This is a genomic window from Nonomuraea sp. NPDC001699 (assembly GCF_053596455.1).
Window position 1 is genome coordinate 92,500 of the sequence record NZ_JBSFGF010000031.1, and the last position, 21,925, is coordinate 114,424.

21 protein-coding genes are annotated in these 21,925 nt (G+C 72.3%); 13 read left to right on the forward strand and 8 right to left on the reverse strand.

All coding sequences use genetic code 11. The features are described from left to right. The first annotated feature begins 145 nt into the window (after positions 1-145). Together ACWCSU_RS47210 and ACWCSU_RS47215 are read left to right on the forward strand one after the other, a co-directional pair. On the forward strand, positions 146-2,254 hold the full coding sequence (locus ACWCSU_RS47210) for a histidine kinase (protein ID WP_449942937.1): 2,109 nt from the start codon (positions 146-148) through the stop codon (positions 2,252-2,254). A gap of 110 nt (positions 2,255-2,364) precedes the next feature. Then, a complete protein-coding gene (locus tag ACWCSU_RS47215) occupies positions 2,365-3,159 on the forward strand; it encodes a hypothetical protein (protein WP_449942940.1) in 795 nt (264 codons plus the stop codon). Positions 3,160-3,192: 33 nt separating this feature from the next. On the opposite strand, the gene ACWCSU_RS47220 is transcribed toward ACWCSU_RS47215, so the two are convergent. After that, a complete protein-coding gene (locus ACWCSU_RS47220) occupies positions 3,193-4,392 on the reverse strand; it encodes a hypothetical protein (RefSeq protein ID WP_357696452.1) in 1,200 nt (399 codons plus the stop codon). Between the two features lie 143 nt (positions 4,393-4,535). Between ACWCSU_RS47220 and ACWCSU_RS47225 the strand changes: the two genes are divergently transcribed. Further along, positions 4,536-6,353 carry an ABC transporter ATP-binding protein gene (locus ACWCSU_RS47225; RefSeq protein WP_449942942.1) on the forward strand — a complete coding sequence of 606 codons (1,818 nt, stop codon included), beginning with the start codon at positions 4,536-4,538 and terminating at the stop codon, positions 6,351-6,353. Next, positions 6,353-8,176: an ABC transporter ATP-binding protein gene (locus ACWCSU_RS47230; RefSeq protein ID WP_449942944.1), complete on the forward strand. Its 1,824-nt coding sequence runs from the start codon at positions 6,353-6,355 to the stop codon at positions 8,174-8,176. The genes ACWCSU_RS47225 and ACWCSU_RS47230 overlap by 1 nt, the downstream gene beginning before the upstream one ends. A 5-nt stretch (positions 8,177-8,181) precedes the next feature. On the opposite strand, the gene ACWCSU_RS47235 is transcribed toward ACWCSU_RS47230, so the two are convergent. From ACWCSU_RS47235 to ACWCSU_RS47245, 3 genes are all read right to left on the reverse strand, one after another. Then, positions 8,182-9,381: a PP2C family protein-serine/threonine phosphatase gene (locus ACWCSU_RS47235; protein ID WP_449942946.1), complete on the reverse strand. Its 1,200-nt coding sequence runs from the start codon at positions 9,379-9,381 to the stop codon at positions 8,182-8,184. Positions 9,382-9,489: 108 nt separating this feature from the next. After that, positions 9,490-9,618 (reverse strand): hypothetical protein, encoded by a 129-nt coding sequence (locus tag ACWCSU_RS47240; protein ID WP_449942949.1) that lies wholly within the window; start codon positions 9,616-9,618, stop codon positions 9,490-9,492. 36 nt (positions 9,619-9,654) lie between these two features. Beyond that, entirely contained in the window at positions 9,655-10,779 is a 1,125-nt protein-coding gene (locus ACWCSU_RS47245) for a hypothetical protein (protein WP_357696442.1), read from the reverse strand. 576 nt (positions 10,780-11,355) lie between these two features. On the opposite strand from ACWCSU_RS47245, the gene ACWCSU_RS47250 reads away from it, so the two are divergent. Next, entirely contained in the window at positions 11,356-11,652 is a 297-nt protein-coding gene (locus tag ACWCSU_RS47250) for a hypothetical protein (RefSeq protein WP_357696440.1), read from the forward strand. A 194-nt stretch (positions 11,653-11,846) separates the two neighbouring features. Beyond that, entirely contained in the window at positions 11,847-12,161 is a 315-nt protein-coding gene (locus ACWCSU_RS47255; RefSeq protein WP_357696438.1) for a hypothetical protein, read from the forward strand. On the opposite strand, the gene ACWCSU_RS47260 is transcribed toward ACWCSU_RS47255, so the two are convergent. The 3 genes from ACWCSU_RS47260 to ACWCSU_RS47270 are packed head-to-tail and all read right to left on the reverse strand — an operon-like array spanning position 12,158 to position 14,412. Continuing rightward, on the reverse strand, positions 12,158-12,679 hold the full coding sequence (locus tag ACWCSU_RS47260; RefSeq protein WP_357696437.1) for a DUF4760 domain-containing protein: 522 nt from the start codon (positions 12,677-12,679) through the stop codon (positions 12,158-12,160). The two genes, ACWCSU_RS47255 and ACWCSU_RS47260, sit on opposite strands and share 4 nt — an antisense overlap. Next, positions 12,679-13,479: an alpha/beta fold hydrolase gene (locus ACWCSU_RS47265; protein ID WP_449942953.1), complete on the reverse strand. Its 801-nt coding sequence runs from the start codon at positions 13,477-13,479 to the stop codon at positions 12,679-12,681. The genes ACWCSU_RS47260 and ACWCSU_RS47265 overlap by 1 nt, the downstream gene beginning before the upstream one ends. Before the next feature lie 33 nt (positions 13,480-13,512). Beyond that, entirely contained in the window at positions 13,513-14,412 is a 900-nt protein-coding gene (locus tag ACWCSU_RS47270) for a helix-turn-helix transcriptional regulator (protein WP_449942956.1), read from the reverse strand. 160 nt (positions 14,413-14,572) lie between these two features. Here ACWCSU_RS47270 and ACWCSU_RS47275 point away from each other — a divergent pair, with 160 nt between their 5' ends. From ACWCSU_RS47275 to ACWCSU_RS47305, 7 genes are all read left to right on the forward strand, one after another. Next, on the forward strand, positions 14,573-15,628 hold the full coding sequence (locus tag ACWCSU_RS47275) for an aldo/keto reductase (RefSeq protein ID WP_449942959.1): 1,056 nt from the start codon (positions 14,573-14,575) through the stop codon (positions 15,626-15,628). A gap of 14 nt (positions 15,629-15,642) precedes the next feature. Further along, on the forward strand, positions 15,643-16,155 hold the full coding sequence (locus tag ACWCSU_RS47280; protein WP_449942961.1) for a putative quinol monooxygenase: 513 nt from the start codon (positions 15,643-15,645) through the stop codon (positions 16,153-16,155). A 672-nt stretch (positions 16,156-16,827) separates the two neighbouring features. Then, positions 16,828-17,571 (forward strand): S1C family serine protease, encoded by a 744-nt coding sequence (locus ACWCSU_RS47285; protein ID WP_449942964.1) that lies wholly within the window; start codon positions 16,828-16,830, stop codon positions 17,569-17,571. 35 nt (positions 17,572-17,606) lie between these two features. Beyond that, positions 17,607-18,584: an AAA family ATPase gene (locus ACWCSU_RS47290; RefSeq protein ID WP_357696421.1), complete on the forward strand. Its 978-nt coding sequence runs from the start codon at positions 17,607-17,609 to the stop codon at positions 18,582-18,584. A 6-nt stretch (positions 18,585-18,590) separates the two neighbouring features. Continuing rightward, on the forward strand, positions 18,591-19,475 hold the full coding sequence (locus ACWCSU_RS47295) for a DUF58 domain-containing protein (RefSeq protein WP_449942967.1): 885 nt from the start codon (positions 18,591-18,593) through the stop codon (positions 19,473-19,475). Then, positions 19,472-20,446 carry a VWA domain-containing protein gene (locus ACWCSU_RS47300; RefSeq protein WP_449942970.1) on the forward strand — a complete coding sequence of 325 codons (975 nt, stop codon included), beginning with the start codon at positions 19,472-19,474 and terminating at the stop codon, positions 20,444-20,446. The genes ACWCSU_RS47295 and ACWCSU_RS47300 overlap by 4 nt, the downstream gene beginning before the upstream one ends. Then, on the forward strand, positions 20,447-21,499 hold the full coding sequence (locus tag ACWCSU_RS47305; RefSeq protein WP_357696415.1) for a vWA domain-containing protein: 1,053 nt from the start codon (positions 20,447-20,449) through the stop codon (positions 21,497-21,499). It begins immediately after the preceding gene. 20 nt (positions 21,500-21,519) lie between these two features. Here the strand turns inward: ACWCSU_RS47305 and ACWCSU_RS47310 are convergent. Continuing rightward, a partial coding sequence (locus tag ACWCSU_RS47310; protein ID WP_449942972.1) for a transposase occupies positions 21,520-21,925 on the reverse strand: 406 nt, incomplete at its 5' end.

Here is a 21,925-nt window from a genome sequence, read left to right on the forward strand (position 1 = left end):
GGCGACGTCGAGTAGGTTGAGGCCTGTCCTGGCCCCGTGAGGTGACAGGGCGGGCGTCGCACGGTAACGGCCCGGACACAACGGGCGGATTATCCCAGTAAAAGGGCCATAATCCTGTTCAAGTGTTGGGGAAGGCGGTGATGAGATGACCGGGTTCACCGAGATCGCCGAAGAGGCCGGGCCTGCCGACGGCCCCGGAACCGAGCGCGGGCGTGGCTCCGCAGGTCGGGGCGCCAGGCTCGCGCGGATCGCGGCGGTCGTCATGGGGGTGGCGTCCCCGGTCCTCACGGTCGCCGCGCTGCTCGTCTTCGCCCACCTGCCGGAGGCGTGGATCCCGCTGCGGACCGCCACGCCCCAGACGGCCGCCGCCCTGACCTTCCCGGCGGTCGGCGCGTTCCTGATCTTCCACCGGCCCCGGCTGAACATGGCCTGGCTGATGGTCGCGGGCGGGCTCGCCGCCGCCGTCAGCGACCTGTCCAGCGCGCTGATGTTCCGGCTGGCCGCCGACGGCGACCTGGTCACGGCCGGGTTCCTGCGCTTCCCCGCGCAGGTGGGCTGGGCGGTGTGCGGGCTGACGCTCACCATGCTGCTGCCGCTCTACTCGCCCGACGGACGGCTGCCCTCCCCGCGCTGGCGCTGGGTGCTGCTGCTGGGCGCGTTCTCGCTCGGGCTCGACCTGACCCGCGCGGTGTTCCGGCCCGACCCGCCGGCCGGGAGCTATCCGTACCCGGCCGTCATCCCCAATCCGGTCCAGATCCGCGCGCTCGGGCCGTACCTGGAGGCCGTCTCCACGGTCGCCTGGACCGGCATCTACGTCGCGATGGCGCTGACGGCGCTCTCCCTGGCGCTCCGGCTGCGCCGGGCCGACCCGGTGGGCAGGCGGCAGATCGGGTGGCCGCTGTTCGCGTTCGCGGGCTATGTCGTGTTCCTGATCGCGGCCGCGTTCGAGCCGGCGTTCCTGTGGACGAGCGTCGGGTGGGCGGCGCTCATCCCGGTCGCCGTCGCGTTCTCGGTGACCCGCTACCGGCTCTACGGCATCGACACGGTGATCAGCCGGGCCTTCGTCGCGGCCGGGCTGGTGGCCGTGGTGAGCGCGGTCTACTTCGGCGCGGGCGCGCTGTCCAGCCTCGTGGTCTCCGGTTACGACGAGATCGCCGGCGTCGCCGCCGCCCTGTTCGCGGGCGCGTTCTTCCAGCCGCTGCGGCGGGTGCTGCAACGCGCCGTCGACCGCCTGCTGTACGGCAGCGTAGGCGACCCAGCCGTGCTGGCCGAACGCCTGACCCAGGCCGTCCGGCGCGGCGACCCGGCCAAGGCGCTGACGTCCGTGGTGAGCGTGCTGCGCGACGGGCTCGCGGTCGAGGGTGTGGCCGTGGAGGTCGCCGACGGCGAGCCGCGGTACGTCGAGAGCGGCCGGGTCGGCTCCGAGCCCCGCCAGGTGCCGCTGGTGTGGCACGGCGAACGCGTCGGCCGCCTGTTCGTCGGGCCGCCCGGCCCGCGCCGATTCCCGGCGGCGCACAACGAGCGCGTGCTCGCCACGCTCACCCCGTACGCCGCCGACGTGGCGCACGCCGTGCGCATGGCCGCCGACCTCCAGCGGTCCAGGGAACGCATCCTGACCGCCAGGGAGGAGGAGCGCCGCCGCCTGCGCCGCGACCTGCACGACGGGCTCGGCCAGACCCTCTCGGCCATGGCCATGACCATCAACATGGCCAGGATGAGCCTGAAGAAGTCCCCCGACGCCGCCGACGAGCTGCTGCGCGAGCTGCACACCGGCATGGGCGCGGTCACCGACGACATCCGCGAGCTGGTGTACGGCCTGCGCCCGCCCGCGCTCGACGACCTCGGCCTGGCCAGGGCGGTCCGCGAGCTGGCCGGGCAGTCGTCCCCGGACACCGAGATCGAGGTGGAGGTCGAGGGGAGCATGGCCGACCTGCCCGCCGCCGTCGAGGTGGCCGTCTACCGGATCGTCCAGGAGGCGCTGACCAACATCCGGCGGCACGCCAGGGCCTCCCGCGCCCGCATCGTGCTCCAGCGGGACTCGGTGCTCCGCGTGATGGTCTCCGACGACGGCCGGGGGCTGCCTGCGTCGTACAGCGCGGGGGTGGGGCTCGGCTCGATGCGGGAACGGGCGGCCGAGCTCGGCGGCATCTGCGTCGTCAACAGCGGGCCGGACGCCGGGACGCGGGTCGAGGTCATGCTGCCCTTGGGCACGGCCGCGAAGGAACCGGTGCGCCTGCCGCGGGCGGGCCGCTGATCACCCGCCTCCGGGCCGGGGCCGGGTAAAATTAACTGATCGTAGTTTTAATCTTACCCATCGTGCGGAACATGGTGAAGTATCACCTCATTCTTCACGGAGGACGTGCATTGCCCCAGCACACACCCCGCCTGGTGATGTACTACCGGACCCACTGCGACTGCGGCCTCTACGTCTCCCCGCTGCCCCTGATCGAACGGCGTACCGGCCTCACCCACCTGGTCGTCGCCACCGTGCGGACCGGCGAGGACGGCGTCGTCCGGCTCAACGGCGCCTCGCCCGACGCCCCGGACCTGGCCCAGATGTGGGACGACGTGCAGGTCGCCCAGGTGTACGGCGTACGCGCCCTGGCCATGATCGACGATCTCGCCCGGCTCGACGACGACTTCGAGACCTGCTATCCGCCCCTGCGCCGCCTTCTCGCCCGCCGCCGCCTCGACGGCGCGGACCTCCACCTGACCGAGCCCGTGTCACCGTCCGGCCTCGCACGCCTCCTCGACCGGCTGCGCGCCGACTTCGGCCCCGCCTTCCTCCTCACGCTCACCCCGTCCGCCGGCGTCGACCACGACCAGGTCTTCCGCGAGCGGGGCGCTGACCTCGCCTGGCTCAACCTGCCGATGTACGGCGGCCCGAGGAGCCTGGCCGACCCGTGCGACTACGACGCCGTGCTCGCCGAGGGGCAGGTGCCGGCGGGCAAGCTGGTGGCCGGCGCGGTCACCAGCCCCGACAACGCGGGCGGCGGCTACGTCGAGGTCGACCGCCTGGCCGCCACCGTCGCCGAGCTGCTGTACCGGCATCCGGGGATGGGCGGGGTGAGCGGCTGGGAGTACTACAACGCCCTGCCCGGCGGCACGGACGCCCCATGGCAGTGGGCCGAACGCATCGGCGCCGCACTCAAACTCTGACCCCGCACCTGTCTGCCCGTCCCATCCGGCGTGTCAGCGCCGCCGTCGTTTCTGTGCGCCCGCCTGCTTGCGCGGCTTGCGGGGCTTCCTGGGCAGACGCCCGCGCTCACCCGGCGGCCGTACGTGCACCCCGCGCCAGCGCTGCAACGTCAGGCGCGCGGCCGAGGCGACCCGGGGCGCCGGATGGTGCTCGATGAGGAAGCGCAGCATCGGGGTGGTGTAGGGATGGTCGCTGCACGTCATCATGCCGAGCATGCTCAGCACGTCCTCGACGTCGAGGTTGCCGGAGAGCTGGAGCACCGACTCGGCCGGCCCGCCGATCTCCATGGCGGCCACGGTCATGTCGGCGTACACCCAGGCCACGTCCACGGGGGCGGGCGGGAGGCCGTGGTCCTCCTTCTCGCGTGCCCGGATGAGCGCCCCCAGCCGGGGCACCTCGCGCAGCGCGGCGGCGATCTCCAGGCCCGGCCCGCCGAGGTCCTCCAGCAGCACGGTCAGGCCGACGGCCCGGCTCAGCGGGCTGACGTCGAGCAGGACGCCGGCGATCTCCTCGGCGGCCCGCGCCGGATCCCGGCCGCCCAGCCAGACGCGCACCTCCTCGGCGCGCTCCTCGTCGTCGTACGTGCGCAGCGCCCGCAGCAGCGTGGGGGCGTCGACGCCGGCCGTGCCGCCGTGGACCGGGATGTCCTGGCCGATGAGGGTCTTGAACAGGTCGAGCGCGCTCCACGTGCCGAGCGGGGTCAGCGACACCGACGAGCCCTCGCGCCGGATCAGCCGCAGCCAGGCCAGCTCGTCGGCCGCCTCGTCGGTCAGTTCGGGGATCTCCGTCAGCAGCAGGGCGTCGCGGTGGCTGAGCAGCATCAGCAGGGTGCTCGTGCCGGCGTCGAGCGCCGCCGCGTCGGCCTCGGGGGAGAACAGCGAGTAGAGGATGTCGCCCCACGTGTCCAGCACGTCGTCGGCGGGCCCCGAGGTCAGGGTCTCGACCGCCGGGCCGGCCGTGGCGGCCCCGTCGCGCACGTCGATGAGCCTGCTGTCCTCCGCCACGCTCCACAACCGCCCGGACTCCGGCCGCGCCGCCCCGGGATCACCGGCGGCGGAGGCGAGTCGGAGCAGGTCGTGGACGATCGGCGTAGCCCGCACCACGGCCGCGAGGTCGTCGGCCGGGAGGAGGCGCACCGGTGGCTGGAGGGTCACTGGCGGCAGCAGGTCCGCCTGATGGAGGAAAGAGTCCACGGTGCGTAAGGTTACTGTTTCATTGTGTGACGTTGCCTGCTCTTTGCCTGCATCGGGTGGCCGGAAAACGCGTGGGATTCTGTCGGTGGCCGGTGATACAAACGGGTCCGACGTTCACCCGCCCTCGGCCAAGGGGTTTCACCGTGACCACCGGCAGTTCGGAGTTCTCCGTCGAAGGCGGCCCCCGCTACAACCGGCGGGGGCCGGTCCGCTGGCTCTGGTCCCACCTGCGCCACCACCCGCTCCCCCTGACCGGCTTCCTCGGCGGTTCGCTGGTGATGGTGGTGCTCAACGCGCTGGTTCCGCAGCTCACCGGCGCGGCCTTCGACGCGGTGCTGGGCGGCCGGGGCGAGCCCGCCGCCGCGCTGGGCCTGGTCGCCCTGTCGCTGCTGGCGGTGGTGTCGGCCCGCGGCCTGCTCGACCTCGTCGCCAGGCTGAGCAGCGAGACCCTGGCCAAGCGGCTTGAGCGCGACGCCCGCGACGAGCTCTACGTCGGCCTGCTCGGCAAGAGCCAGACCTTCCACAACCGGCAGCGGGTGGGCGACCTGATGGCGCGGGCGGCCAACGACATCCGCCAGCTCTCCATCATGATCAGCCCGGGGGTCGACCTGATCGTCGACTCCGGGCTCACCGGCCTGGTGCCCCTGTTCTTCATCGCCGCGATCGACCCCCGGCTGCTGCTGGTGCCCGTGGTGTTCGCGGTCACGTTCGCGTTCGCGCTGCGCCACTACATGGGGCAGCTCAACCCGGTCGCCACCCGCATGCGCGACGAGTTCGGCGACCTCAACGCCGGGCTGAGCCAGGCGGTGCGCGGCATCGAGGTGATCAAGGTCACCGCTCAGGAGGAGCAGGAGCGGCTGCGCTTCCGCGCCCACGCCCGGCGCTACCGCGACTCCTTCGTGCGCAACGGCCTCGTCCAGGCCCGTTACCTGCCCACGTTGCTGTTCGCGGCCGCCATGGCCGGGGCGCTGTGGCACGGGCTGCAGCTCCAGGCCGCCGGCGCGATCACGATCGGCGACCTGGTGGCCTTCATGGGGCTGATGGGCATGCTCGGCTTCCCGACCCAGATCTCGATCTTCACGTTCTCGCTGGTGCAGATCGGCATCGTGTCCTCCCGCCGCATCCTCGACATCGTCAACGCCGAGACCGAGCTGGCGCAGCCGTCCGCCGGCCACGCCGCGTCCGTCGAGGGCGAGATCGTCTTCGACGACGTCACGTTCGGCTACGGCTCGGGCGAGCCCGTCCTGCGCGGGGTGTCGTTCACCGTGCGGCAGGGCGAGACGGTGGCGATCGTCGGCGAGACCGGGGCGGGCAAGAGCACGCTGACGAAGCTGGTGCCCCGCATCTACGACGTCACCTCGGGCCGCATCCTGGTCGACGGCGTCGACGTCCGCGAGTGGGACCTCGACTCGCTGCGCTCCCAGATCTCCACCATCGAGCAGGACATCGTGCTGTTCTCACGGTCCGTGGCCGAGAACATCGCCTTCGGCCTCGGCCAGCGGGCCGACCGCGCGGCCGTGGTCAGGGCGGCGGAGGACGCGCAGGCCGCCGAGTTCGTGGCCGAGCTCGACGACGGCTACGACACCGTCATCGGCGAGCGCGGCCTCACGCTGTCCGGCGGCCAGCGCCAGCGGCTGGCCATCGCGCGGGCGCTGCTGACCGACCCGGCGATCCTCGTCCTCGACGACTCCACCAGCGCCATCGACTCCGCCACGGAAGACCGGATCCAGCAGGCCATCGGCCGCATCCAGGAAGGGCGCACGACCCTGCTGATCACCCACCGGCTCTCCCAGATCCGCTGGGCCGACAAGATCCTGCTGCTGCGGCGCGGCGAGGTGGCCGGCTTCGGCACCCACGACGAGCTGATCGCCGGCAGCCCCCTCTACCGCCGCATCTTCTCCCACTACGACGAGGTCCCGGTCGGCGAGGGCGCGCTCGACGAGCAGGAAAGGGTCCACTGATGGGCTTCATCATGGACGGCCTCGACGCCGAAGACTACGACCGCAGCTACGACGACCGTGACCTGATGCGCCGGATCCTCGCCTACTTCCGCCCCAAGCTGGGCGCGATGCTCCTGGTGGCGACCATGATCGTGCTGGTCTCGGCGGCGCAGGCGGTCCTGCCGCTGCTGGCCAGCCAGGGCGTCGACGCCATCCAGGACGGCACGATCGGCCACGTCGGCCCGTTCCTCGTCGTCGGCATCCTGCTCGCCGGAGCGCTGAGCTGGGCCTTCAACTTCGTCCGCCAGTGGTACAGCGCGCGGGTGACCGGCGACGTCGTGCTCCGCCTGCGCGAGGACGCCTTCGACGCCGTGCTCCAGCGCGACCTGTCGTTCTACGACGAGACCCCCTCGGGCCGCATCGTCAGCCGCGTCACCTCCGACACCGACGACTTCGCCACGGTCTCCACCCTGACGATGGACCTGATCAGCCAGGTGCTGATGGTGGGCTTCGTCACCGTCCTGCTGTTCCTGCGCAGTGTCGAGCTGGCGTTGCTGACCCTGCTGGTGGCGCCGATCGTGATGGGCCTCGCGCTGGTGTTCCGGCGGCTGGCCAGGTCCAGCACGCGCCGCGCCCAGCGCTCGCTGGGCCGGGTCAACGCCAACCTCCAGGAGACCATGGGCGGCATCGCCGTCGCCAAGAACTTCCGCCAGGAGCGGCAGGTCTACGACGAGTTCCGGCCCATCAACGAGCAGAGCTACCGGGTGACGCTGCGGCAGGGCTTCGTCTTCTCGGCCATCTTCCCCCTGCTGTTCCTCGTGGCCGGGCTCGCGACGGTCGCGCTGGTCCAGCTCGGCGGCACGTCGGTGCTGGGCCACGGCCTGTCGGCGGGCGACTGGTACCTGTTCCTGCAGGGCGTCTCGCTCTTCTGGATGCCGCTGACCTCGATCGCCGCCTTCTGGTCGCAGTTCCAGCAGGGCCTGTCGGCCTCCGAGCGGGTCTTCGCCCTGATCGACGCCCCGCCCCGGGTCGTGCAGACGGGCTCGGCCGACCCCGGCAGGCTGGCCGGGCGCATCGAGTTCGACGACGTCACCTTCGGCTACGACGCGGCCCACCCCGTCCTGCGGAACTTCGACCTGGTCATCGAGGCGGGCGAGACCGTTGCGCTGGTCGGCCACACCGGCGCCGGGAAGTCCACGCTGAGCAAGCTGATCACGAGGTTCTACGAGTTCCAGGAAGGCCGCCTGCAGATCGACGGCCACGACATCCGCTCACTCGACCTCGGCGCCTACCGGCGGCAGATCGGCGCGGTGCCGCAGGCGCCGTTCCTGTTCAGCGGCACGGTCGCCGACAACATCCGCTACCCGCGGCCCACGGCGGGCGACGACGAGGTGCTGGCCGCGGCGGCCGCGGTCGGCGGCGGCGACTGGATCGAGGCCCTGCCCGACGGCCTGCTCACCGACGTGGGCGAGCACGGCCGGGCCCTGTCCATGGGCCAGCGGCAGCTCGTCGCGCTGGCCCGCCTGCTCATCCAGGACCCGGCGATCGTCGTCCTCGACGAGGCCACCGCCAGCGTCGACCCGCTGACCGAGGCCCAGATCCAGGAGGGGCTCGACGTGGTGCTGGCCGGCCGCACCTCGATCGTCATCGCCCATCGGCTGTCCACGATCGAGCACGTCGACCGGATCATCGTGCTCGACCACGGGCAGATCGTGGAGGAAGGCGGCCACGCCGAGCTGCTGGCCCGTGGCGGCCGCTACTGCCAGGTCTACAACACCTACTTCCGCCACCAGTCGCCCAACTACCGCCCCGACAGCGGGTTCGTCGCCGTCGGCGGCACCTGACGGCCTCACATGATGAGCCGCTGGTGCCTGCTGCTGCGCCACTCCACCATGAGCACGGTCGCGTCGTCCTGGAGCCGCCCGTGCTGGTGCTCCAGAATGGCCTGCACCAGCCGGCGCAGCGTCTCGGGGGCCGACAGGCCGTCGGCCTCCTGCCGGAGGATGAAGTCGATGAAGCGCTCCAGCCCGAACAGCTCGCCGTCCGGGCTCTGCGCCTCGATGATCCCGTCGGTGTAGAACAGCAGCCGGTCGCCGGGCTGGATCTGGTACTGAAGCTCCCCGGTGCACGGCTGCAGCGAGAAGCCCATCGGCGGGTCGGGCTCGCCGGACAGCGTGGCGACCTGCTGGCCCTCGCGGACCACGAGCGGCGGATGATGCCCTCGGTTCACCCAGGTCAGCCAGCCGGTGCGCAGGTTGAGCTCGGCCAGGATGCCGGTGGTGAAGCGGCCGGTGAACTGCTCGGCGATGGCGGCGTCGATCGCCTGGGCCGTGCCGACGAGATCGGCGCCCTGCCGCCGGCTGTTCCGGCTCGCCCCGACGGCGATGGTGGCCGTCAGCCCGGCGGAGGTGTCGTGGCCCATCGAGTCGAAGATCGACACGTGCAGCGTGTCGCCGGCGATGGCGTAGTCGAAGGCGTCGCCGCCCACCTCGTACGCCGGTTCCAGCACGGCGCTGACGACCACCTCGTCGTTGGCGAACGTCCCGGGCGGCAGCAGGGGCAGCAGCACCTCGGCCGACAGGGTCATCGGCTGGGCGCGGACCAGCCGCGAGTAGGAGTCGCTGTGCGGGCGCTTGCTGATCACCAGCAGCGCGACCAGCGACGCGAGCTGCTTGGCCCGCCACTCGGCGACCTCGTCGTCCTCCTGCACCGTCACCCCGAGCACGCCCATGCGTTCGGTGCCGTCGAGGAGCGGCAGCCACAGCCTGGTCGCACCGCCGGGCACCCGGACGACCTCGGCGTTGCGGAAGGCGACACCGGCGAGCGTGCCGTCGATCCGCAGGACCGCCGGCGGCTCGCCGGACACGTCCTGCTGCTGCGGGATCGGGATGAGCTGCTGTTGTTGCAGGTCGGTGACGTAGACCACGGTGTCGGAGAAGCCCGCCATCGCGGCGTGCCGGGCGACCATGTGCGGCAGGTCCTCCATCGCGGTCAGATGGTTGGCGGACAGCATGCCGCCCAGCATCAGCTCTCCGCCACTGCGCCGCATCGGCCCCCCTCCCTGAGGTCCGTCCGGGAACCTACCCAATTTCAAGTGGCCCGTTTCTGCCCCGACGGCCGTCGCTGACACATCCGCACGGTCCGGGCCGGAGGTCCCTCAGCCGTCCGCCTGTTCTTCCGCGCGCGCCCGCCGCCACGCCACGTCCTGGTACGCCTTCGTCACCGCCACGATCATGGCGGCCAGCGCGGTGACCGTCAGCGCCAGCCAGGCCACGCCCCCGCCCACGACGACGGAGAGCGCCAGCCGCGAACGCCGCGCCGCCTACAGCAGGCGCGAACGGTTCGAGGCCGCCCTCTTGCGCACCTCGGTGAAGAACACCTCCGTGTGGCGGTGGTGGCGTCGCGTACGGCTGGGCTCCCGGCCGGGCGCGGTGTCCGCGTGCTGGGAGAAGGTCAGCCAGCAGCTGCGGATGCCGTAGAGGAGGTTCTCCAGCAGGTCGAGGGCCGGGCGGCCGGGGTTGAGCGGGGTGATGGGCAGATAGACCGTGCTGGGGCCGAGGCCGAGCTCGGGATGGTCGGTGCGGGCCTGGGCGATCAGCTCCTCGGCCACGCCGATGCGGTGCTTGGCCTCGGTGACGCCGTAGAGGTGGCCCTCGGCGACGTGCAGGGCGTTGCGGATCATGGGCATGACCGCGTGCCGGGGCGAGCCGCCGCCGCTCATCGCGGAGATGACCTCGGTGAGGCTCTCCTGGGCGGGGGCCTTGATGTTGTCGACCTCGGAGATCGTCTGCATCGGGTGCAGGCCGGTGTGGCGGGCGCTGACGGTCGCGGCGGCGTAGAGCCAGTGGGCCGCCGCGATCGCGGCCGCCGTCGGGTCGATCTTCGTGAACAGCGCCTCCGTGCCGAACGGATGCTGGTGCAGCAGGCTGTCGGCCTGGGCCACCTGAAGGGGCGAGGCGTCCTCCCGGCTGAGCATGACGGCCTGCTGGGCGCGCGCGGTCAGGTCGCCGAGCTCGGCGTTCTCGATGGCGGCCAGCTCCGCGGTGACGTCGGTGGCGACACGGCCGGACAGCCGGGCGAGGTTGATCGTGGCCAGCGTACGGCCGACGCGATGGGCGACCTCCTCCACCCGCGTGGAGTAGAGCGTCAGCGCGCCGTTGGCCGGCCGGACGGGCGCCAGCAGGGCCGGGATGACCGAGGCGAACGCGTCGCGCTCGGCCTGGCGCTGCCAGCCGACGCTGTTCGGGCCGTGCTGGTCGGCGGCGCTGGACGGATGGGTGTAGCAGCGCCAGCAGGCGTGGGACAGCTCCGTGAGGCTGGTGGCCAGGCGGAGGGTGTCCGGGCTCGATGGCACTTCTTCCGCCACGGTGGTGGCGATGTCGCCGATCCCCGTACCCCATGTGGCGATGAGCGCGTGGCGGGTGTGGTCGACGGCGAACCGGGTCACGGAGGCTCCTTAAAACGGGGGGTGTGGGGGAGCGTGATGACATGCTCAGGATGCTTGATCCAGGGTGGGCGTGTAGGGAAATTCGCATTGTTGTCGGTCCCTGATCTGGGGATTTGCCGTGAAATGCGCCAGAAGATTTTTCCGGAGGATGGGCTGGTGGGAGGCCGCTGAGCGGAGGAGTCGCGTTTTGTAGGGATATGTCGGCTCCTGGTAGGCATACGGGAGAGGCCGGCGGGCGCACCCGTGAGGGCGGGACGGTGCGCCCGTGCGGGCAGGGCGGTGTGCCCGTGCGGGCGGTGGCGGTGTGCCCGTGCGGGCGGGGCGGTGTGTTCGTGAGGGCGGGGCGCCGTCTCTAGCCGCGTTCCTCCGGGCTGGACCTGTTTCGGTCCGTCACTTTCGGTGGCCAATATCCGCTGGCAGAAAAGAAACTTGGGCGCCGGTGTAATGGAACTCCACCCGGCGAAATCGTGATCATCCCCACGCGGCCGAGCAGTGTGTCACCGTTTTCTCATCCCTGGGGCTCCCACCCGCCCGTCCGGTGCGGGCCCCTTCCAAGCTGCGCAAAGGCAGGAATGTGTGGACCTAGAAACACAGATCCTCAGGTTGCTGTTGCGCCTGCGGAAACTCAAGGCAGGCAGGCCCACCGGCGACCTCACGGCGACCACGACCGGCATCACGCGGATGCAGGCCGACATCGCCGACATCCGGACGGAGATGCGACAGGACTTCGCCGCCCTCGGCGACGAGCTGGCAGCCCTCCGACGCCACATGAACGACCATTTCACCGCCGACCGGTCGCGCTGCTGCAAGGGCCCGGTTCCCGGCTGCCCGCAGGGCGCGTCGGCGTTCGACGCAGGCCCGATCGGATCCTGACCGGCTCCGCTCCAGGCTCAGCCTGAGGCCGTCGCGGCGCCAGGCTGAGCCCCTCCGGGACCCCGCACCCGTTGCTTGCTGGCCGTCGTGTCGGGTATACACGGGTTGCCACCATGTGCTTACAGCAAGTGGGACCCGGCCGCCCTCCTCCACCGGGCCGGTTCCCTACCTACTACCGGTGAAGGTAGGAGTAAGTGGATGTAGAGGCGGAGATCCTGGACATCAAGCTTCGCGTCCAGGCGCTGGAGGCGACGCTGTGCGCCGAGGCCGACTGTTCGGAGGCGGTGCTCGCCTTCGCCGAGATGAGGGCCGACCTCGCCGAGACCCGGAGCGAGGTGGGCCAGGACGTGACGGCCCTGACCGACGAGCTGCTCGGCCTCCACGGGCAGACCGACGAACACTTCCAGGCGGTCCGGTCGAAGATCCGCCGCCGGCTCGACCTCCTGCGCTGCGAGACCCTCGACCTGGCCATCAGGCTCGACCGCCTGCTGGAGAGGGGCGACTCCTAGCGTGCGCGGGCCCGTCCCTGGGTGAGCAGGGTCCGCATGGTCGCCGGCGGGCGCGCGGCGAGGTCGGCGGCGAAGTGCTCGAAGATGTTGAGTATCGTCCCCTCGGGCAGGCTCTGGAGCTCGCGTTCCCGGCGCACGAACGGCCCGAGCGCGTGCCACATCTCGACGTACCGGCGGTGCAGCAGGGAGCTCACGAACTGCTTGTCGATGATGTCGAGGTGGGCCAGGATCGCGTAGAGCTGGAAGAAGTAGCCGATGTCGTAGATCTTGCGCTGCACGTCGTCGTCCAGGCCCGAGATGCCCTTGTCGCTGGGGAGTTTGGGCAGCTCGTCGCGGATGAAGGCGTAGCTGCGGTGGAACTCCAGCGACCGGAACTCCTTGAGCAGGTCGATCAGCGGTTCGACGTGGTTGCCGTGCCGCTGCGCCCTGAACTGGTTGCGCGCGATGCGCGAGGAGGCCACCACCGCCGAGATGGAGACGATCACGGCCCCGACATTGATCAGCACTGAGACGTCCATCAGGCCTCCTCGGTCAGCCCGGCCACGAAAGCGTGGATCACGTCGTTGACCACGTCCGGACACTGGAGCTGCGGCCAGTGCCCCAGGCAGCGCGGTCGCAGGTCCACCACGGAGATCAGCGGGTTCAGCGAGCGCAGGACCGCGAGGTCGGTGTCCCGGCGGCTGCGTACGTAGAGCATCGGCACCGGGCAGCGTCTGCACAGGTCCGTGGGGTCGTACCGCAGGATGTCGTGCCACAGGGGCCGTACGACCTGCTCGGGGGTGCGCTCCAGCGCCCGGAAGACCTCCGCGCGCCCGTCGTGGCCGCCGTCGGGCCCCCAGGCGTCGCTCATCGTGGCCAGGTAGTGGCCGCGCCAGTCGCCCGCCTCGGACTCGCGCGCCCGGGCCGCGTTCGCCCGCCTGCCGGCGGCGGTGACCGCGAAGTTGCTGTCCAGCACCACGACGCCGGAGACGAGCTCGGGCCGGGTCGCGGCGATCATCGCCGCGATCAGGCCCCCGGCGCTGTGACCGGCCAGGACGACCCCGCTCAGCCCCCGCGCGCGCAGCTCACCCGCGACGGCCTCCGCCATGGCCCCGACCGAGTACGCGCCGCCCGCCAGCCCGGGCGACCCGCCGTGCCCGGGAAGATCGAGCCCCAGCAACCCCAGCTCCGGCCTGAGCCCCTGCCACTGCCGGACGAACTGCCCCCGCTCGCACCCCAGCCCGTGCAACAACACGATCGTGGGCCCGCCGGGCAGCTCGGACGGCGGCCGCTCGGACGCGGCGAGACGAAGAGGTGGATTCCCGGTGATGTTCGGCATCGCAGTGACCTCGCAGAAGACGTCACTTCAGGGTTACCCGGCCAACGCCCCGTCCTCCCCGGAGGTTCCCGGCCTGGCGACGTCGAGGAAGGCGGGGCGGGTCCAGGTGGACAGGAGGCGGAGGGCGGTCTGGGTGGGGGAGCCTTCCTCGGCGGTGTGGGCGATCAACGCCTGGTCGGGGTCGTCGGGAAGGCGGAGGGTCTCGAAGCCGAGGTCGAGCCTGCCGACCACCGGGTGCTGGTAGACGTAACGTCCGTGGGTCTTGTCCTTGAGCCGGTGTTCGGCCCAGAGCTCGCGGAACTCCGGGCAGGCCGCGGACAGCTCCTCCACCAGGGCCGCCGTCCGCGGGTCCCCGGGGTGGCGGCCCGCGTCGAGGCGCAGGTAGGCGACCACGTCGGCGGCCTTGGCGGGCCAGTCGGCGTACAGGTCGCGCATGCCCTCGTCCAGGAACACCAGGCGGGCCAGGTTGCGCTGCCGGGGCGGCAGCGCGCCGAAGTCGGTGATCAGCGCCGCCGCGAGGTGGTTCCAGGCCAGCACGTCGGTGTCGCGGCCGACGACGTAGGCGGGCACGTCGGCCGACGAGTCCAGCAGGCGCTGGAGGCCGGGCCGGACGCGTTGCAGCGGGGGCGTGGCGTGATCGGTCTCGTTCCAGGGGCGGGCCAGGCGGTGAAGGTGCTCGCGCTCGACGTCGTCCAGGCGCAGGGCGCGGGCGACGGCGTCCAGGACCGCCTCGGAGAAGTGCAGGGTACGGCCCTGCTCCAGCCGGACGTAATGGTCCACGCTCACCCCGGCGAGCTGGGCCAGCTCCTCCCTGCGCAGGCCGGGAACGCGCCTGCGGTTGCCGTACTCGGGGAGGCCGAGCTCCTCGGGACGCAGCCGGGCGCGACGCGATCGAAGGAATTCGCCCAGTTCTGCACGTCTGTCCAGTGCCATGAGAGCAGTATGGCCGCCCGGCGCGTTCGTGAGCCTGGTCATGCCGTGCCCAGGCACCGGCAGGCACTGGGTGGGCCGGGGGCGGCGCACCAAAGTGGGGTGCACCGGACGTCCGTACGGGACGACCTGGTCACCTCGATCTCACAGGGAGCACCACGACATGAGCACCACCCACCTGCCGACCCGGCCTCTGGGCACCACCGGCATGGACGTCACCCGCCTGGGCTTCGGCTCCTGGGCGGTGTCGGGGCCGGGCTGGAAGTTCAGCTGGGGCACGACCGACGACGCCGAGTCGATCGCCGCGATCCGGCACGCCGTCGCCCGCGGCGTCAACTGGATCGACACCGCCGCCGTGTACGGGCTCGGCCACTCCGAGGAACTGGTCGGCAAGGCCATCGCCGACCTGCCCGACGCCGACCGCCCGTACGTCTTCACCAAGGCCGGCCTGGTCTGGGACCCCGAGAACCCGCAGGCGGCCCCGCGCCGGATCATGAAGCCCGCCGGCGTCCGCCGCGAGCTTGAGGACTCGCTGCGCCGCCTGAACGTCGACCGCATCGACCTGTACCAGGTGCACTACCCCGACACCGGCGAGTCGCTGGAGTACGCCGGCGGCGGCTTCGGCGCGGTCTCGCCCAACGCCACGCCGCTGGAGGAGTACTGGCAGGTCATGGCCGATCTGAAGGCCGAGGGCAAGGTACGCGCGATCGGCCTGTCCAACCACTCGCCCGAGCAGTTGGCGGCCGCGGAGCGGATCGCGCACGTGGACGTCGTCCAGCCGCCGTTCTCGGCGATCAACCGGTCGGCGGCGGCCGAGATCGCGTGGGCGCACGCCCACGACACGGGTGTGATCGCGTACTCGCCGCTGCAGTCGGGACTGCTCACCGGGACCTTCTCCGCCGAGCGCGTCGCGAACCTGCCCGCCGACGACTGGCGTGCCGCCCACGAGGACTTCACCACCGGTCTGCCGGCCAACCTGCGGCTGGCGGAGGCGCTGCGCCCGATCGCCGCGCGGCACGGCGCCGGCGTCGCCGAGGTGGCCATCGCCTGGGTCCTGGCCTGGCCTGGCGTCACCGGGGCCATCGTCGGCGCCCGCAAGCCGGAGCAGGTGGACGGCTGGATCGGCGCCGGCGCGGTGGACCTGACGCCGTCGGACCTGGAGGAGATCGCCGCCGCGATCACCGTCTCCGGCGCCGGCCCGGCCCGTCCCCAGGCGTGAGGAGGGCACGGGAGATGTCGCTCGTCGTCGTGGCCCAGTGCCTGGCCGCGCCCGGACAGGAGGACCGGCTGCGGACCGCCCTCGAAGCGATGATCGAACCGTCCCTGGACGAGCCCGGCTGCCTGGCCTACCGCGCCTACGCCGACCCCAACCATCCGGCGAGCATGGTGGTGATCGAGGAGTGGGCCAGTGCGCGGGCGCGGCTGGAACACCTCGCCACCCCGCATCACCGCCATGCGGCACAGGTGCTGGCCCTCGTCCTGGCCGAGCCGATGACCCTCCGCACGCTCGTGACCGCCTCCGGCGCGGGCGGGGAGGTCAGAGCGCTGACCGTTGACGTAGTCGATCGACGGGCTGTGCGTCACCGGTGTCCGCAAGCGGTCGATGTCGGGCACCCGTCACCGGACGGCGGTGAGGTCGACGACCACGAAGTCGCCGCCGCGGCGGAAGACCGCGAGGCCGCTGCCCGCCGGCGCCCTGAAGCGGACCTGCGGGTCGATGTCCCGCAGCTCGGCGGTGACGCCTGATCGCAGGTCGTGGACCAGTGCGCGGTCGGGCAGCTGGGCGGTGAGAAATCGGTCCTGCTGTAATGGTTGCGGCCCGACCCCTGACACGTCCACGTCGCGTCGTCCTCGCCCGTCCCGGTCCTGGACGTGGGCGATCACCGCGCGCCGTCCACCAGGCGATCCGGCCCTGGCCCGCGGTGAAGCCGTCGGGGAAGAGGGTGGTGCCGGAGGGGCGGGGGAGGGCGGCGAGCCTGGTCGCCTTGGCGGTGTTCACGTCATAGGCGTAGAGGCCGCCGGGCTTTCCCGATCCCGCCGCGGCGGTCAGGAGGAGCCTGGTGGCGTCCAGCATCAGGCGTGGCCGGACCTTTCTGCCGTCGGGTAATTCGGCCGGTAACACGTGCACTGCTCCGGGCCACACCTTCTCCACGGGTTCCGGAGCCGAGATGGCGGGTGCGCCCGGCTTTTCGCCGCTTTTCGGCCCGGACAGAACGTGAATTGCGGCAGCCGAAATGGCCGCCACCGCCACGGTGGAGACGATCGCCGTCATGAGACCGCGGCGGGGCCGGGCAAATGTGTTGGTCATTTACGAGTCCTTCTTTATAGCGGTTTTCGGTGCGATTCATGAGTATGGGGGGCATGGAGTGCGTGCCGCAGGAGGGCGGTGCGGCCGGGGCTCGGGGAACCGGGAGAGCCGTGGCCGCTCGGCGGGTCGTCGTCGGGGGCGGGGTGCTGGTCGTGGCGGTGCTGGCGTACTGGCTGGGCGGCGGCGGTGGTGGCAGGGAGAGCGCCGGAGGAAGGCCCGGCGTGACGCCGACGCCCAGCGCGACGCCCGCGGTCCCGGACGTCTTCCGGAAGGTCGGGCCGTCGGTGGTGGTCGTCCGGGCGGGGAAGTCGTTCGGCACGGGGGTGATCGCGGCCGAGGACGGGACGGTCCTGACGGCGCATCACGTGGTCAAGGGCACGAAGAACGTCGATCTCACGTTCGCCGACGGGACCAGGGCCAAGGCCGTCGTGGCCGCGGCGAACCCCAAGCGGGACGTCGCCGTGCTCAAGCCGGCGAAGCTGCCGGAGATCGTCGTGCCGGCGACGCTCGGCGGCGCCGTGGACGTCGGGGCGCCGGTCGTGGCGATCGGCAATCCGCTCGGCCTGACCTACAGCGTCTCCACCGGCGTGGTGTCGGGCCTCGACCGGACCACCGGCGGGACCGCCGAGGACGGCGGCCTGGACGGGCTGATCCAGTTCGACGCCTCCGTCAACCCGGGGAGCTCCGGCGGGCCGCTTCTGGACGCCCGCGGACTGGTCGTCGGGATCGTCGTCTCGATCGCCGACCCCGGGGGCGACGACGCGTTCGCGGGCATCGCGTTCGCGGTGCCGATCGGCGTGGCCCTGGGTGGCGACGAGGGCGACGGACCGCCGGGTGACGGACCACAGATCTGACCCACCTTGCGCGTAGCGTCGAGAGAAGGGACACCATGACCCCACCCCCGTCTCATCCGCTCGAACAGGTCCTGTTCGAGGTCAAGCGCACCATCGTCGGCCAGGACGTCCTGCTCGAACGCATGGCCGTGGCCCTGATCGCCGACGGTCACCTGCTGGTGGAAGGCGTACCGGGCCTGGCCAAGACCTTGGCGGTCCGGTCCCTGGCGGCGGCGATCACCGGCGGTTTCCAGCGCGTCCAGTTCACCCCCGACCTGGTCCCCGCCGACCTCGTGGGCACGCGGGTCTACCACCAGCACTCCGGCGAGTTCAGGACGGAGCTCGGCCCGGTGTTCACCAACCTCCTGCTCGCCGACGAGATCAACCGCGCCCCCGCCAAGGTGCAGAGCGCCCTGCTGGAGGTGATGCAGGAGCACCAGGTGACGATCGGCCGGGAGACGTTCCAGGTGCCGGAGCCGTTCCTGGTCATGGCCACGGAGAACCCGATCGAGTCGGAGGGCACCTACCCGCTCCCGGAGGCGCAGGTCGACCGGTTCATGATGAAGGTGGTCGTCGGCTACCCCGCCCAGAACGAGGAACAGGCGATCGTCGAACGCGCGCTGCGCCCACCGGACCCGCCGCAGCCGACGGTCACGACCGCCGAGCTGATGGAGATGCGGGCCCGCGCCCGGCAGGTGTACGTCGATCCGTCGATCGTCGACTACGCCGTACGCCTGGTCGCCGTGACCCGTTCGCCGGGCACGGCCGGGCTGGGCGAGCTGGAACGGTACGTCACGTACGGGGCCAGCCCGCGCGCGTCCATCGCGCTCGTGACGGGTGCCCGCGCGCTGGCCTTCCTGCGCGGCCGCGACTACGTCCTGCCGGACGACCTGTCCGAACTGGCCCTCGACGTGCTGCGTCACCGTCTGGTGCTGTCGTACGAGGCCCTGGCCGACGACGTGGACGCCGACACGATCATCACCCGGGTGCTCGGGGCCGTCCGCGCGCCCGACGTCGTCCTGCGGAACCGCTGAGCCGTCATGGCCACCGCCCCCGAGAAACTGCTGCTCCGCCTGGAGTGGCAGGTCGTCCGCAGGCTGGACGGCCGCCTCCAGGGCGCCCACTGCACCGCCCACCGCGGCTCCGGCGTCGACTTCACCGGCCTGCGCCCCTACACCGGCGGCGACGACGCCCGGCACATCGACTGGAACGTCACCGCCCGCCTGGACGAACCCCACCTGCGCGTGTTCACCGAGGACCGCGAGCTGACCGTGTGGCTGGTGCTCGACCGTTCGGCCTCGATGGCGGCCGGACGGCCGGGACGCGGCAAGCACGACGTGCTGGCCGAGCTGGCGCTCGTCCTCGCCCGGCTGTTCGGGCGGGGCGGCAACCGCGTCGGCGCGCTGCTGTTCGACAACGGGATGTCGCGCGTCGTGCCGCCGGGCGCCTCCCGGCGGCACACGCTGCGGATCGGCGCCGAGCTGGACCGCACCGCCGGCGCGCGCGCCGGCGCCACCACCGACCTGGCCCGGATGCTCGACGCGGCCGGACGGCTGGCGCGCCGCCGCTCGCTCGTCGTCGTCCTGTCGGACTTCATCGGCGACGGCGACTGGGAACATTCGCTCCGGCGCCTGGCCCGGCGGCACGAGGTCGTCGCCCTGCGGATCGTGGACACGGCCGACGACGTGCTGCCCGAGGCCGGGCTGATCGTGGTCGAGGACGCCGAGACCGGCGAGCAACTCGTCGTCGACTCCGCCGACCCGCTGCTGCGCATCCGCTTCCGCGAGGCCGTGGACGCCCGCGACGCCCGGCTCGCGGCGGGCATGCGCCGGGCCGGGGTGCCGGTCCACCGCGTCGGCACCGACCGTGACCTGGTCGAGGCGCTGGTCGAGGTCGTCGCCCGGACCGGGGACCGGTCGCCGTGACCGGGACCATCGGTGATCGCCTGACCCTGTCGTCCCCGCTGCTGCTGGCCGCCGGGCTGCTCGTGACGGCGGCGCTGGCCTGGGCGGCCGTCGTCTCGGCCCGCCGCCGCAGGTCGGCGCTCGCCGCGGCCGGGTTCGCCGGGGCGGGCGGGCGCGGGGCGTACCTAGGGACCGGCCTGACGGTCGCCGGCGTCGGCGTGCTCGCGCTGGCCACCGCGGGGCCGGCGGCGATGGTGCCGGTGCCGCGGACGGCGGGCACCGTCATCCTCGCCGTGGACGTCTCCAACAGCATGGGCGCCGACGACGTCGCGCCGACCAGGCTGGCGGCCGCGCAGCGGGCGGCCCGCGCGTTCGTGTCGGCGCAGCCCGACAGCGTGGACATCGGGGTCGTCGCGTTCGAACGGGGTGCGCTCACCACCGCGCGGCCCGCCGCCGACCACTCCGTCGCGCTCAAGGCCATCGACCGGCTGAAGGTCACCGGCGGCACCTCGCTCGGGGCGGCCATCACCGCCTCGCTGACGGCCATCACCGGCAGGCAGGTGGTCGTCGGCCGCGACGGCGCGCCGCCCGACGTCGGCTACTGGCCGTCGGCGACGATCGTGATGTTCTCCGACGGCCAGAACCAGGGCGGCGACGTCGAACGGGCCGCCGCCGCGGCGCAGAAGGCGGGAGTGCGCATCCACACCGTCGGGATCGGCACCCCGGCCGGGACGGCGGTGCGGGTCGACGGCTACCACCTGCAGACCGCGCTCGACGAGGACACCCTCACCACGATCGCGCGGACCACCGGCGGCGGCTACCATCCGGCCGCCGACGCCACGCGGCTCGACGGCGTCGCCGACACGATCGACCTGCGGCTCACCGTCTCCGACGAGCCGCTGCCCCTCGCCGGCGGGCTGATCGGGCTCGCCCTCGTGCTGCTCGCCGCGGGCGCGGCGCTCACCGTGCTGCGGTCCGGACGGGTGATCTGAATGTCGATGTCATGGCCCTGGGCGCTGCTGTCCGCGCTGGTCATCCCCTTGATCTTCGCGATCCGCTGGTGGGCGCTCCGCCGCCGGCGGCGGGCCGCCGTGCGCGTCACCTCGATCGCGCTCGTACGGGCCGCTCTTCCCGGGCGTACGCGCTGGACGCGGCGGATCCCGGTGGCGCTCTTCGTCGCCGGGCTCGCGCTGCTCGCGGTCGGGGCGGCGCGGCCGCAGGCGTCGGTGCCGGTGCCGACGCGGTCGACGACGATCCTGCTCGCGCTCGACACCTCCGGCTCCATGTGCTCCACGGACGTCGACCCCAACCGCATCACCGCCGCCAGGAAGGCCGCCGCCGGCTTCATCGAGTCGCAGCGCGGCGGACCGCGCATCGGCCTGGTCACCTTCGCCGGCACCGCGGGCCTGCTCGTCCCGCCCACCGACGACACCGACACCCTGATCGAGGCGCTGGACGGGCTCACCGTCGCCCGCGGCACCGCGATCGGGCAGGCCATGCTCACCTCGATCGACGCGATCGCCGAGGTGGACCCGTCGGTCGCGGCCACCTCGGCCACCCCTCCCGCCGCCGGCTCGGGGTACGCGGGCGCCGCCATCGTCGTGCTCACCGACGGCGCCAACACCCAGGGCGTCGAGCCGCAGCGGGCCGCCCAGGAGGCGGCGCTGCGCCGCGTACGGGTGTTCACCATCGGCTTCGGCACCACGAACCCGGCGCCGATGGTGTGCGACAACTCGCAGTTCGACGGTCGTGGCTTCCGCGGATGGGGCAGCGGGTTCGGCGGCGGTGGGGGCTTCGACCGGGGTCGCAACCCCCAGGTCATCGACGAGCCCGCACTCCGCGAGATCGCCCGGACGACCGGCGGCTCCTACCACCGCGCCGAGAACGCCGACCAGCTCGAAACCGCCCTCGACGCCCTTCCCGGCGCCTTCACCGTCGTCCGGGAACGGGTGGACGCGGCCGCCGTGTTCGCCGGGGCCGGCGCCCTGCTCGTCGTCGCGGCGCTGTCGCTCTCCCTCTGGTGGAACCGCCCGCGCCGCACCTGAGCGCCCGGCTAGGCGGTGTTTCATAAGGCCTTGAGCCACTGGTCGATCGCGGCGATGGTGAGCGTGGCCTCGAACCGGACGGCGAGCTTGTCGTAGCGAGTGGCCATGCCACGGTTCTGCTTGAGCTGGCTGATGCCGCATTCGACGGCGTGACGCCTGCGGTAGAGGCCGGGGTCGAAGGCCGGCGGCCGTCCGCCCTTGGAACCCTTGGCGCGCCGGTGGGCGTCCTGGTCGGCCTTGCTCGGGATGCACGCCTTGATCCCACGCCGGCGCAGATGAGTCCGGTTGGCCTTGCTGGTGTAAGCCTTGTCGGCCAGTACATGATCGGGACGGGTCCGGGGTCGGCCGCCACCCGGGCGGCCGACCCGGATCTTGCCCAGCACCGCGATGAACTGCGGGCTGTCTCCTCGGTGACCGGCTGTCACC